The organism is Terriglobales bacterium, from assembly GCA_035561515.1.
Lineage (GTDB): Bacteria > Acidobacteriota > Terriglobia > Terriglobales > Acidobacteriaceae > DATMXP01.
In genome coordinates this window covers 18,073-31,196 of record DATMXP010000044.1, presented here as the reverse complement: position 1 = coordinate 31,196, position 13,124 = coordinate 18,073, and the positions used below count along the sequence as shown (strand labels likewise).

The 13,124-nt window shown below is 58.7% G+C and carries 8 protein-coding genes; 1 reads left to right on the top strand and 7 read right to left on the bottom strand.

Annotated features, from left to right (window positions below; all coding sequences use genetic code 11):
• Positions 1-418 precede the first annotated feature (418 nt).
• From VN577_19610 to purL, 4 genes are all read right to left on the bottom strand, one after another.
• Positions 419-1,084 carry a response regulator transcription factor gene (locus VN577_19610; GenBank protein HWR17045.1) on the bottom strand — a complete coding sequence of 222 codons (666 nt, stop codon included), beginning with the start codon at positions 1,082-1,084 and terminating at the stop codon, positions 419-421.
• 56 nt (positions 1,085-1,140) lie between these two features.
• Positions 1,141-2,781: a GAF domain-containing sensor histidine kinase gene (locus VN577_19605; GenBank protein ID HWR17044.1), complete on the bottom strand. Its 1,641-nt coding sequence runs from the start codon at positions 2,779-2,781 to the stop codon at positions 1,141-1,143.
• A gap of 194 nt (positions 2,782-2,975) precedes the next feature.
• Positions 2,976-4,412, bottom strand: coding sequence for an amidophosphoribosyltransferase (purF, locus tag VN577_19600; GenBank protein ID HWR17043.1), 1,437 nt, complete (start codon positions 4,410-4,412; stop codon positions 2,976-2,978).
• A gap of 32 nt (positions 4,413-4,444) precedes the next feature.
• Positions 4,445-6,769: a phosphoribosylformylglycinamidine synthase subunit PurL gene (purL, locus tag VN577_19595; protein HWR17042.1), complete on the bottom strand. Its 2,325-nt coding sequence runs from the start codon at positions 6,767-6,769 to the stop codon at positions 4,445-4,447.
• A 168-nt stretch (positions 6,770-6,937) separates the two neighbouring features.
• On the opposite strand from purL, the gene selB reads away from it, so the two are divergent.
• A complete protein-coding gene (gene selB, locus VN577_19590; GenBank protein HWR17041.1) occupies positions 6,938-8,854 on the top strand; it encodes a selenocysteine-specific translation elongation factor in 1,917 nt (638 codons plus the stop codon).
• A gap of 43 nt (positions 8,855-8,897) precedes the next feature.
• On the opposite strand, the gene VN577_19585 is transcribed toward selB, so the two are convergent.
• From VN577_19585 to VN577_19575, 3 genes are all read right to left on the bottom strand, one after another.
• Entirely contained in the window at positions 8,898-10,343 is a 1,446-nt protein-coding gene (locus VN577_19585) for a phosphoglucomutase/phosphomannomutase family protein (protein ID HWR17040.1), read from the bottom strand.
• Positions 10,344-10,955: 612 nt separating this feature from the next.
• Positions 10,956-12,062 carry a mannose-1-phosphate guanylyltransferase gene (locus tag VN577_19580; protein ID HWR17039.1) on the bottom strand — a complete coding sequence of 369 codons (1,107 nt, stop codon included), beginning with the start codon at positions 12,060-12,062 and terminating at the stop codon, positions 10,956-10,958.
• A 13-nt stretch (positions 12,063-12,075) separates the two neighbouring features.
• Positions 12,076-13,062 (bottom strand): type I phosphomannose isomerase catalytic subunit, encoded by a 987-nt coding sequence (locus VN577_19575; protein HWR17038.1) that lies wholly within the window; start codon positions 13,060-13,062, stop codon positions 12,076-12,078.
• Between the last annotated feature and the right edge of the window lie 62 nt (positions 13,063-13,124).

Here is a 13,124-nt window from a genome sequence, read left to right as displayed (position 1 = left end):
CTTCACCACTCAGCGACAGTTATAGCCAAAGTCGGTTGTGAACGATTTGCGTAGGAAACAGCGCCGGTCCGGCTGCGAAGTTAGTGGGAGTATCCAAACAATACCCGTCCGGCATCGCAACCGACTATGGTCGGCAGCCATTGCCTACTCGAATTGAGGATTCGTTTCATGACGGGTCTTTCTCCTACGCGAATTCGAGAGTGCCACGACTTGAGAATTTTCGTCAAGAGGGAGAAATCACATTTGCGTTAGTTGGCAGCGATGTTGACAGCGGAGGAAGACTTGCGTGAGTTGGCCTAAGTTGTTGCAAGGGTTAAGCCTTAGTAGTTACGTGCGAGGTCGGCGAAAGGTGTTTGAAAAGCTGTCAAAAAAATTTCGCCCGGCCATGGATTGACCGGGCGTTTGTTGGTCGGATTGATTACTGGTTGACTGGAATCTTGATGATCTTCTTCTGGATGGCGTAGGTGACCAACTGCGCCTTGTTGTGGATGTCGAGCTTGCGCATGAGGTTGAACTTGTGCGCTTCCACGGTCTTTACGCTGAGGCCGAGCAGAACGGCGATCTCTTTTACGGAATTGCCTTCCGCCAGCAACTTGAGGATTTCGCGCTCGCGAGGAGTGAGAGTGGAAATGCGCGGGCGCATCTTGGTGTCGCGGACGCGGGATCGGAAGTCTTCGACGAGCTTACCGAGTACCTGGGAACTCAGGTACTTGCCTCCCTTGTAGACGTCGCGAACGGCGGTGACTAGTTGCGGGGCCGGGGTGTCTTTGAGGACGTAACCGGAAGCGCCGACTTCGAGGCACTGGACCAGGTAGTCCTCGTCTTCGTACATGGTGAGGAACAAGACTTTTGTTTCAGGGCGGTTTTTCTTGATGTGGCGAGCGGCTTCAAACGAGGAAAGTCCGGGCATGCCGATATCCATGAGCACGATATCAGGGCGCAACTCACGCGCCTTTTCGACGGCATCACCGGCGTCGGCCGCTTCGCCAACCACTTCAAAGTCGGACTCGCTTTCTAGCAGGCGACGTACACCCTGACGGAAAAGCGTGTGGTCATCCACTAAAAGACATCTGATTTTCGGCATACTGTTCTCGCTTCTTGGCCCCTGGCCCTAATCGTTTCCGCTGTAACGGGACGTACTCAGTTCAACTGCTTTCCTGCCGCGGCCGCGCGTCTCACTAAAAAAGGGCGCATGTCTCCGCGGTTGGCTCCGCGCTCCGATTCGGAACGCTGGGTTACGGGCACCTTAACTTCGATGCGAGTTCCCTTGTTTTTGGCTGACGCTACTTTTACGGTTCCACCAAGCATGGTGACGCGCTCCTGCATGCCGGCGAGTCCAAAATTGCGACCGGCGACTGGCGCGTGGGTAATTCCTACCCCGTCGTCCTGAACAACCAGAGAAAGCATTTCACCCTGCCGGGTCAGTTGCAAGCTCACGCTTTTTGCTTGCGCGTGCTTTGCCACATTGTGCAGGGCCTCTTGTATAACCCGGTACACGGCAGTTTCAGTCAGGTTTGAGAGACGCCCGACGGAGTCGGAAACGGCGACGCGGGTGCGAACCCCAGTCCGCTTGGTGAAGTCCTTTGCTTCCTTACGGATAGCCGCGATAAGGCCGAGCTCTTCGAGGACCAGGGGCGAAAGCTTGGCGATGATGCGGCGAATACCTTCGATGGTCTGATCGACGACGGTGACGGTCTCGTGGATCTTCTTGTGGAGCTCGGCGGCATCGGCAGCACCGCCGTCGAGCATGCCCAGATATAGGCGGATGACCATGAGTTGCTGGCCAGTGGCATCGTGCAATTCACGGCTGATGCGCTTGCGTTCGTCTTCCTGAGCCCGGAGCAGGTGAGCGGAAAGTTCCGCGATACGGAGCTCACGTTCGCGAAGGGCGTCGTTGAAGCGCGCTTTCTCGATGGCGAGAGCAGAACGTTCGGCGATGGCCCGCATGAGTTCTTTTTCGCTCGGCAGCCACTCGTAGGGTTTCTGGAAGCCCATCACGAGAACCCCGATCACCTGATCGCTGATGCGGAGCGGCATACCCCAGAGAGCCTTCGACTTCTGGCGGAGCACGGGGTTCAGAAGTCCGTGGGTGTGTTCGAGGTCCGGCAGGATTGCGGGCTCGCCGGTCTGGGCGATCTGCCCGGTGAATCCGGTGCCGAGAGGAACTGCGAGTCCGGGAGCGAGATCGATTCCAACGGCCGCCTTGGGACGGAGAAATTCGTCGTGGTCCTCACGCAGAAGTACCATGCCGAGGTTTGCATGAAAGGCTTCGGTGGTGGTGCGGAGAATTCGATCGAGCAGCGTATTCAGATTGCTGGAAGAGAGTTCGGCGTCGAGAACGGAAAGCAGAGTTGAAGAAGAATTGCCCTGAGCGTCGAAGTAAGCTCCGGCGACAGCGACGAACGTTATGGAGTAGAAGCTTTCCAGGGCAGCGACACCTTCGGCGCGCGCCATAGGAGAAAGCCTGTCGAGATGCTTCTCGCAGAACTGTGAGTAGAGTTCGAGCGATCGAGCGACCGCACGAGTATCAACATTCAGCTTGGCAAGGCGTGTACCGAAGTATGTGAGGTGTTCGAAGAAAGCTCCGAAGTCGCTACGGCAGAAGATGGCGAAACCAGTGCCAATATTGAGCCGCTCGAGTGCGGCCATGACGCGGCCATCGAACTCGAATTCCTCGAACATACGACTGCGCCATGCCGCAGTAATTTCGGGAATGTTCGGCTGAAGGGTGCGCACGACCTCAACAATTCGCGCGCGAGCCGACTCTTTCAGAGGAAGCATGGGTGACAAAAAGGACTCCTTCGAAGGGTGAAAATCAGAGAACGGTGGTCCAGGCTTGGATTACAAGTTAGTTAACTGGCAAACACCTGAACTGTGAAATATTTTAGCAGTATTTCTAAGGGTTCCTAAGGTTCACTTAGGAAAAAATTTACTGCTTAGTAAATATTCCATACTGCGGGTAAATTTGACCCGACTTACTTTTCGATGATCGCAGCGGCGGGTTGGATGTCGTGAACGTCGACCAGATCGGTTGGGTAGCGGCGGGTGAAACACGCGTCGCAATAGGTGACCTGTTCGCCTTCCTCACAAGCCGTTTTCATACCTTCGAGCGAGAGATAGGCGAGGGAATCGGCACCGATGAACTGGCGGATTTCTTCCACCGTCTTGTTGGCAGCGATGAGTTCCTTGCGACGTGGGGTGTCCACTCCGTAGTAGCAGGAAGCTATGGTGGGAGGGCAGGAGATCCGCATGTGGACCTCGGTGGCACCAGCCTGACGGATCATGCGAACGATCTTCTTGCTGGTGGTCCCGCGGACAATGGAGTCGTCGATGAGGACGACACGCTTGCCTTCGAGCAAGCTCTTCACCGGATTGAGCTTGAGCTTAACGCCGAAGTCCCGGACACGCTGTTCGGGCTCAATGAACGTGCGTCCGACATAGTGGCTGCGGATGAGAGCGGGACGGAAGGGGATTCCGCTTTCGGCGGCGTAGCCAATCGCAGCGGGAACACCGGAGTCGGGGACGGCGACGACGAGGTCGGCATCTATGCCTGATTCGCGAGCGAGTTGGCGTCCCATCATTTCGCGGCTCCTAGCGACGGAGCGCCCGAAGACAACACTGTCGGGACGGGAGAAATAGACCTGCTCAAAGATACAGGCCGACATCGGCTGAGCAGGTGAGTAGAAGCGGGAGCGGATACCTTCGGCCCCGACTACGATCAACTCCCCGGGCCTAACGTCGCGCTCGAGTTCAGCGCCGATAAGATCAAACGCGGTACTTTCGGAGGCGAATACGATGGCGTCCTTGCGAAGCGCTTCGCCTGCCTTGATGCGTCCCATGGAAAGCGGACGGAAGCCGCGTGGATCGCGGACGGCAAAGATGCGGTCGCGAGTGGAGATGACGAGCGAAAAGGCGCCTTCAATGCGGCGCAGGGCGTCAGCGATGGCGTCTTCGAGGGTCTTTTCCTTCGAGAGCGCGATGAGGTGGACGATGACCTCGGTGTCGCTGGAGGTCTGGAAGATGGAGCCTTCGGACTCAAGCTTGGAGCGAAGCGCAGCGGCATTGGTCAGGTTGCCGTTATGCGCGAGGGCCATCATGCCCTTGTTGCAATCGACCATGATGGGCTGAGCGTTGAGCAGGGCGGAGTCCCCGGCGGTGGAGTAACGGGTGTGGCCAATGGCCTGGGTGCCCGGAAGCTTCGCAAGAACGTCTTCGGTGAAGATTTCGACGACGAGGCCCATCTGCTTGTGCGTACGAATGAGGGTACCGTCGGACGCAGCGATGCCTGCTGATTCCTGTCCGCGATGCTGGAGAGCGTGAAGTCCGAGGTAAGCCATCTTGGACGCCTCGGGGTGGGCGTAAACCGCAACTACTCCGCACTCTTCATGCAATTTGTCGAAAGGAACAATCATCGTCTGCTCTCAACCCTTTGGTTCTGCCGCAATTAGCTCTTCTGCAAAATGTCAGGAACAAGGTGTTCTTCGGTTTCGACGTGAAGGTCACGTTCGAGAGCCGAATCCCACTCAGCAAAAAGTTCAGCGACGCTCGCCGAAACTGCCGGCTTGCGGTCAATCGAGATTTCAAGCTTTTCAGGAGTCGTCTGCCCGAGGACTGCTGCCCCAACGCCGTAGCGTTCCGCTACCTGTTTGATTCCGGAAACGTGGCCCTGGTCGCAGGAAACCACGATACGGCTGGCATCTTCGCCGAAGAGGACATACTCGGCCGGGAGCCCGTTGGCGGCAAGTTCCACCTTAGCTCCGATGGTGCCCTTAAACCCGGATTCGGCCAGGCACACAGCGATACCGCCTTCGGAGACGTCGTGGGCGGATTCGATGACCCCGGAACGGATCAGCTCGATGATGCACTTCTGCAGGTTGGCTTCGTGCTCGAGTTCAAGCGCGGGCGGGAATCCCCAAAGCTTGCCGATGATTTCCTTCGCGTATTCGGAGGAGCCGAACTCGATGGCCGCGTCGGTTTCATCGCCCGGCTCGGAGCCGGTGAGCAGGATGATGGCACGGCCAGCTTGCTTGAAGTGCGGGGTGGCGTGCTTCGTGGCGTCGTCGAGGATACCGACGATGCCGAGAACCGGAGTGGGGTAAATACCTTCGCCGAGGGTTTCGTTGTAGAAGCTGACGTTGCCGCCGGTGATGGGCGTTTCGAGTTCTTCGCAGGCCTTGGTGACACCATCGATAACCTGTGAGAACTGCCACATGATGTGCGGCTTTTCAGGGTTGCCGAAGTTCAGGCAATTGGTGGCGGCGACAGGAGTTGCGCCGGCGCAGGCGACGTTACGGCAGGCTTCGGCGACGGCGTGCATGGCTCCGAGTTTCGGATCGAGGTAGCACCAGCGCCCGTTGCCGTCGAGGGCCATGGCGAGTCCGCGATCGGTGCCTTTGACGCGGATTACACCGGCGTCTCCGCCGGGACGTTGCACTCCCGTGAGCTGAACGTAGGATTCGTACTGCTCGGTGATCCAGCGCTTGGAGTTGATGTTCTGCGAGGCGAGCAGTTGCTTGAACTCGGCAGTTAGCTCGGACTTTTTGCCGAGTTCGATGCCGTCCGGCATTTCGCGGGGAACTGGAGTTTCCCAGCGGTCGAGTGGACGCTTGTAAATGGGAGCTTCGTCGGTGAGCGCAGTGTTGGGAATCTCGGCGACCACCTTGCCGTGCTGGAGCACGCGCATGGTGTTCTCGGGAATGACGCGGCCGACTTCGGCGGCGTCGAGTCCCCACTTGCGGAACACGGCGAAGACTTCCTCTTCGCGACCCTTTTCCGCGACGAGAAGCATGCGCTCCTGCGATTCGCTGAGCATGATCTCGTACGGGCTCATGCCGGTTTCACGCTGAGGTACGAGGTCGAGTTCAATCTCGACGCCGACTCCGCCACGTCCACCCATCTCGCAGGTGGAGCAGGTGAGTCCGGCGGCACCCATGTCCTGAATGCCGACGACGGCACCGGTCTCCATGGCTTCAAGACAGGCTTCCAGCAGCAGCTTTTCGAGGAAGGGATCGCCGACCTGAACGTTAGGTCGCTTCTGCTCGGAGCCTTCGGTGAATTCCTCGCTGGCCATGGTGGCACCGTGGATGCCATCGCGCCCGGTTTTCGAACCGACGTAGATAACGGGATTTCCAACACCAGCGGCCTTCGCGTAGAAGATCTTCTCGCGCCGCATGAGGCCGAGGGCGAAGGCATTCACGAGCGGGTTCTGCGAATAGCAGTCTTCGAACTTGGTTTCGCCCCCGAGGTTCGGCACGCCGAAGCAGTTTCCGTAATGGGCGATGCCGCTGACCACACCTTCAAGGATCGAATGATTGCGGTGGATCGTCGCCTGATCGGCGCCGTTCGATTTGCGAATCGGACCGAAGCGGAGCGAATCCATAACGGCAACGGGGCGAGCGCCCATGGTGAAAATGTCGCGAAGAATGCCGCCGACGCCGGTTGCTGCGCCCTGGAACGGTTCTATGAAAGAAGGGTGGTTGTGAGACTCGATCTTGAACGCGCAGGCCCAGCCGTCGCCGATATCGATAATACCGGCGTTCTCTCCGGGGCCCTGCACGACGCGCTTGCTTCGCGTGGGAAGCCGCTTCAGGTGCACGCGCGAGGATTTGTACGAGCAGTGCTCGCTCCACATGACGCTGAAGATGCCCAGTTCCGTGAAGGTGGGCTCGCGTCCGAGCAGGTCGAGAATTTTCTGGTATTCCTCCGGCGTGATGCCGTGGTCTTTCAACACTTTGGGGGTGATGGCTGAAGTCGAGGCTGTGTCTGGCATGATGAGGGAACCGGGGTGGGCCGGTAAGCTTTATTTTCTCACGGAAACCGCAGGAGCATGCCTGAAAACGATGGGTGTTGATGGCAAAAAACGGGCTGCTGGTCAGGGTTGCGGTGTTTGCTCCACTCCGAAAACAAAGTTGAGGCTGGTTTCAGTACACTGATGCGGATGAAAGCGATTATCGTCGGCACCGCCGGGCACATTGATCATGGGAAGACGGCACTGGTCCGGGCGCTGACCGGAATTGATGCCGACCGACTACAGGAAGAGAAGCGGCGCGGGATCACGATCGACATCGGCTTCGCACATCTGGAGTTGCCGACCACGAATGGAGACGCGTTGAGGCTCGGGTTCGTCGACGTTCCGGGCCACGAACGGTTTGTGCGCAACATGCTGGCTGGGATCGGCGGCATCGACATGGTGCTGCTGGTGATTGGCGCGGATGAAGGGATCAAGCCACAGACGGTTGAGCATTTCGACATCTGCAGGCTGCTGGCGATTCCGCGAGGCATCACGGTGCTGACGAAAGCGGACCTTGTGGATGAGGAGACACTGAACGTCGTCCGCATGGAGGTGCAGGAGTTCCTGCGCGGGTCGTTTCTGGATGGTGCGCCGATTGTGCCGGTGAGTTCCAAGACTGGCGCGGGTTTGGAAGAGCTGAAGCGGCAAATTGCGTCGGTCGCGGCGGAGGTTCCGACGAAGAGCGCGGAGGCGATCTTCCGGTTGCCGATCGATCGTGTGTTCACGATGAAAGGCTTCGGCACCGTGGTGACCGGGACGCTTATTTCGGGTTTTGTCACCAAAGATGACGAAGTGGAGATTGCGCCGACAGGGAAGCGCGTCCGAGTGCGCGGTGTGCAGGTGCATGGACAGGCGGCGGAGAAAGCGGTTGCCGGTGAACGCACCGCGCTCAACCTGACGGGTGTTTCGACAGAAGATCTTGCGCGCGGGATGATGCTGACGCAACCGGGTTTGTTGCGACCTACGTCGACGGTGGACGTTTCGATTGCGCTGTTGAAAGAGGCAAAGCCGCTGAAGAGTCGGGCGCGGGTACATCTTCATGCATACACGTTCGAGACGGTTGCCGAGGTTGTGCTGTATGAAGGCAAACAGTTGCAGCCGGGAGAGACGGGATTCGCGCAACTGCGCCTAGCTGAGCCGACGCTAATGGTGCCGGGAGACCGCTTCATCCTGCGACAGTTTTCTCCTGTGGTAACGATCGGTGGAGGCGCGGTACTGGATGCGGCGCCGCTCGCTCGGTCGCGTGTGCGGAAAGAACCGGAGGCGGTGATCGAGAGGCTGCGTGCGTTCCAGAAAGGACAGCCTGAAGAAGTTTTGTATGCGCGAATTGCTCGCATGGGCAGCGAGGGGTTGAGTCTGCGCGATGCACTGGCGGAGACGGGGTGGCATCCGTCGGTTGTTGCGGCGACGGCGTCGGCGTTGTTGAAGGCGCCAGCGGAACGAAAGGTGATCCGCGCGGGAGAACTGCTGGTGGCACAGTCGGCTTTTGAGTCCGCCATGCAATCGGTGACAGCGGCGCTGGCGGCGTTTCACGATGCGAATCCGCTGGTCGCGGGAATCAGCAAGAAGGAACTGCAGGAACGGACGGGCCTGGGGGAGGGAGTTTTTGCGGCTGTAGTGAACGAAGTCGTTCGCCAGAAAAAAGTCGAAGTGGCCGGCGAGACGGTGCGGCTTGCCGGTCGCGGCGTGGTGATGAAAGACGAAGAGGCCGAGGCAAAGCAGACGATCGAGTCGGCGTTTGCGAAGGCGGGACTGAAAGTTCCGGCCCTGAAGGAAGTGATTGCCGCGCTGCCGCTGGACAAAGCGCGTGCGCAGAAGATTGTTACGCTGCTGATGCGAGATCGAGTGCTGGTGAAACTGGCGGACGACCTGGTGTTTCATCGTGACGCCTTGGCGGATCTGCGACGCAGGCTTGCCGATTTCAAAACCAAGTCGGCAAAAATCGATGTGACCAAGTTCAAGGACCTGACCGGTGTGTCGCGAAAGTACGCGATCCCGCTGTTGGAGTATCTGGATCGCGAACGGGTGACAAGAAGAGTGGGAGACGAGCGCGTGATTCTGTAGGGGTGAGGCACTACGTCACCACGCGCTCACTGTTTTCGTCGGCTTAGGATCCGCTGGATGACGTTGCTTTCTCGTGAACGAAGGCAACGGAAGAGTCGAGGATCTCTTTCACGAGTTCCGGCGACGATGCTTCGCTGTAAATGCGCATCAGCGGCTCGGTTCCGGAGGCACGCATTAGGACCCAAGCGTCGGCGTCGCGGCCATTGCGGTTCGGTGCATCGAGATAAAACTTCACGCCGTCGAGGTTTTCCTTCCGCAGCACCTTGTACTTGCCGAGCTGGGTGACCTGGCCGGAATCCGCGCGGCGAATGGCGCCGAACTTCACGTCGTCGGGGATGGTGAGATCGCGGCGTCCATAGTGATGCCAGCCGAATTCTTCCTGCAGGCTCTTTACGATTTGTCCGAGCGACTTACCTTCGTCGGCCATGGCGTTCGCGAGCAGCAGGGAGTTCAACATGCCGTCGCGTTCGGGGAGGTAGCGCGGAATGCCGATGCCGCCGGATTCCTCGCCGCCGACCAGGACCTCTTTTCCGGAGAAGACGACGTCGCAGACGTATTTGAAGCCAATGCCGTGCTCGACGAGCTCGCGGTCGTATTTTTTGGCGATGCGGTCGAGCATGCGAGTGGTGTTAAACGCACGCGTTACCGCTCCGGACCATTTCTTGTGCTTGAGTAGCCAGTGGAGGATGACGGCGTAGCACTTGTGGGCGTCGACGAACATGCCGTCTTCGGCGACTGCGCCGATGCGGTCGGCGTCACCGTCGGTGACAAAGCCGGCGTGGCACTTTTCGCGGACGACGGCTTCCTGTGCGGCCTTCACGTGCGGCTCGATCGGTTCCGGATTGATGCCGGGGAACATCGGATTGAGTTCGCCGCGGATCTCGGTAACGTTGCATCCGTGTTCGCGGAGCAATGGGCCGACAACGCCGCGTCCGGCGCCGTACATGTAGTCGATGAGGAACTTGAATCCGATCTTGGAAATTTTGTCGAGGTCGGCGAATTTTTGAATCGCCTCGCGATGCGGGGCTTTCAGGTCACGCTCTTCGATCTTGGCCTTCGGCCCTTTCGGCATGGAACCGGCTGCGATTTCGGCTTCGATCTGCTTGATGACCGCAGGGCGCGCGGAGCCACCGAATTTCTCCTTGAACTTCACGCCGTTCCACATGTACGGGTTGTGGCTGGAGGTGATGGCGACGCCTCCGGCGGTGTCCCAGTGCTTGGCGCAGTAAGAGATGGCGGGCGTGGGGGTGAAGTCGTTGGCCAGGAAAACGGGGATTCCGGCGTCGGTGATGACATCGGCGATGGCTTCGGCGAAGCGACGCGATCCGAAACGCGTGTCGTAGCCGATGACGAGTCCCTTCTTTGCGTCTTCGTTCTTTAAGACATAGGCGGCGATGGCCCCACCGGCGCGACGCACGTTCTCGAAGGTGTAATCGTCGGCGATGATGCCACGCCAACCGTCGGTGCCGAACTTGATGTCCTTGGGCATTAAGACCTCAGTAGTTAGTTATTAGTAATAAGCAATTAATTCTGAGCCAAATTTGTATGAAGCACGTTGGGCTGCTCAGGTTTGCAGCAAAGGGGAGATTGTAAAGGAAACGGTCGTTGGTTGTTAGTCGGTGGCTCGCCTTTGACTTTTCCACTTGGATGATTTCGAGGTAGGCGGCGACGTAGTAGATGACGGAGACGATTCAACATTCGCTTTGTTGCGTTCTGGAGGTAGAACGAATCTGACCACCACTGAATCCTGATACTCGATTCGTTTTTGGTTCAACTGAACAGGTTGAAATCGCCATTGCATGACCGCATCGGCGGCGGCTTTGGTCAACAGAGGGTGCCCACTCAAAATCCTAACTTTCTTCGGTCTTCCGCTTCGGTCAACCGTAACCCGCAGAGCCACGTCACCAGAAACACGGGCATTCAATGCGTCCTGCGGATACTTTGGGTGCACAGTCGTCACGACTCGGGAGCCTGCGATAGGCGGACTTAGCACCGGGGGTTCCTGGGTCAATGCCGGATAAGAGAGGAGGCATGCCAGGACAATGCTGAAGGAGACATTCATCTATCGTCAGAGACACCGGAAGTGCACGAATAGTTCCCGTTACGTCAGCTTCACCAGCTTCTTTTCATCCAGGTACTTCACGATCTTGCCTACATCCTGCGCTTTCTCGCGGGTGGTGATGAGCAGGGCGTCGTCGGTTTCGACGATGACGAGGTTGCTTACACCCACTGTGGCGACGAACTTCTTGGGAGAGTGGACATAGTTGCCCTGCGCGTTCAGGGCGAAGAAGTCCTTGCCGTGGATGACGTTGTCGTCGCCCTTCTGCTTGGCGGAGCGGTGGTCGTAAAGGGCGGCCCAGGAGCCGAGGTCATTCCATCCGAAGTTGCTCGGGATGCAGTAGAGGTTCGACTGCCCTTCACCTTTCGCGGAACGCGGCTCAAGCACGGCGTAGTCGACACTGATGTTCTCGCATTTTGCGTAAAGCTTCTTGAAGACCGATTCGAACTTACGCGTGCCGTAGGCGGCGGCGATCTCTTCGAGGATCGGCGCGGTGTTCGGCAGATGTTCGCGCAGGGCGTTGGCCAGCGTGCGTGCGCCCCAAACAAACATGCCGCTGTTCCAGTAGTAGTTCCCGGCGGCGAGGAACCGTTCGGCGGTGGGCTCGTCCGGCTTTTCGGTGAAACGGCGGACGTGGAGTTGTTCTTTCTGGAACTCGCCACCGGCTTCGATATATCCGTAGCCAGTCTCGGCGCGGTAGGGCTGGATACCCATGACGACCATGTTCTCGCCCGACCCGGCGATGTCGGCGGCCTTCTTGATGACGCGGCGGAACTCTTTCTCGTCGGCAATGACGTGGTCGGAGGGGAACATGCCGATGACCCCGTCGGGATCGTCGCGCTCGAGGATGAAGGCGGCGAGTCCGATGGCAGGTGCGGTGTTGCGTCCCATGGGCTCGGCGATGATCTGCTTCTTCGGCAACTTCGGAAGTTGACGGGCAATGCCGTCGCGGAGGTCACCATTGGTGATCACCCAAAAACGCTTGGCGTCGGCGAGCGGCAACAGGCGGTCTACCGTCTGCTGGATCATGGTGCGATCGCCGTCGAGGGCGAGCATCTGCTTGGCGCGTTTGCGGCGGCTGAGCGGCCAAAAGCGAGTGCCACGGCCTCCAGCGAGAATGACGGGGTAGAAGTTTATTTTTTTGCCCATGTAGCTCTAGCTGTTAGACGATCGTAGATTCGGACACCAACTGCGTTTTTGAAAGCTTCACCTGGCCCGCCGGTACCATCGCCCGGATGAATTCCACTTCCCACTGTGGGCGCACCGTTGCTTTCACGCCAGCGGGGACGACGACCGATTCGCCGCAGGCAAAGGTGACTGGATCCTTCCCGGGGCATTCGATGATGCCGCATCCGGCGATTGCAACCAGGCATTGTGCCGCAGGCTGCGTACCAAGTTCAAACACTTGTGATCCCTTGGCCGCGTGCTTCTCCACGACGAAGCACGAAGATGACACCAGCACGGGAGATTTCGCGTCGAGCACTTTGCCGGCGTGAGTCTGTTCGCGCATGGCGGCGAGGCCCTGCTGGACGTGGATTTCGCGCGGACGGCCGTAATCATAAAGGCGGAACGTGGTGTCGGAGTTCTGCTGCGTTTCGACCAGGATCACGCCGGGCCCAATGGCGTGAACCGTGCCGGCGTCCACGTAATACATTTCGCCGGGCTTAACGGGGATCCAGTTCAACAGGTGTTCTGCGCGAACTTCCTTGATGGCGCGCTCGAATTCCGCGTGGGTGGTGCCGGGCTTGAGGCCGAGTCCGATGGTGGCGCCGGGTTCGGATGCGAGAACGTACCAGCATTCGGTTTTGCCGCAGGGCTGGCCGAGTTTCTTCGCGCCCTCGTCATCCGGATGCACCTGGACGGAAAGCTTTTCCTTCGGGAAGAGAAACTTCATCAGCAGCGGGAAGTGATCAGGCTGCGGTGCGGTCTCGCCGATGAGTGCGCGTCCGTATTCGTGCACCAGTTCGCCCAGTTTCTTTCCGGCGAGCGGTCCGTTCGCGACGGTACAGTCGTCACCGGAGAGCCAGGCTTCACCGATGAGTTCGCCGGGAGCTCCCGGAAACTGCGGGTAGATGGGCGAGAGATTCTTCGCGCCCCACGGACGCGTGGCGAAGGTTGGCTTCAGGAGCAGCGGGTAAAGATCAGGCATTCGGAATCAATGGTATCGCACCGAGATTAGCCGAGCAGCAGTTCGGGAAGGTTAGACGCACC

Coding starts and splice junctions, on each gene's coding strand:
- VN577_19610 (HWR17045.1), bottom strand. CDS start 1,084: ATGCCGAAAATCAGATGTCTTTTAGTGGATGACCACACGCTTTTCCGT.
- VN577_19605 (HWR17044.1), bottom strand. CDS start 2,781: ATGCTTCCTCTGAAAGAGTCGGCTCGCGCGCGAATTGTTGAGGTCGTG.
- purF (HWR17043.1), bottom strand. CDS start 4,412: ATGATTGTTCCTTTCGACAAATTGCATGAAGAGTGCGGAGTAGTTGCG.
- purL (HWR17042.1), bottom strand. CDS start 6,769: ATGCCAGACACAGCCTCGACTTCAGCCATCACCCCCAAAGTGTTGAAA.
- selB (HWR17041.1), top strand. CDS start 6,938: ATGAAAGCGATTATCGTCGGCACCGCCGGGCACATTGATCATGGGAAG.
- VN577_19585 (HWR17040.1), bottom strand. CDS start 10,343: ATGCCCAAGGACATCAAGTTCGGCACCGACGGTTGGCGTGGCATCATC.
- VN577_19580 (HWR17039.1), bottom strand. CDS start 12,062: ATGGGCAAAAAAATAAACTTCTACCCCGTCATTCTCGCTGGAGGCCGT.
- VN577_19575 (HWR17038.1), bottom strand. CDS start 13,062: ATGCCTGATCTTTACCCGCTGCTCCTGAAGCCAACCTTCGCCACGCGT.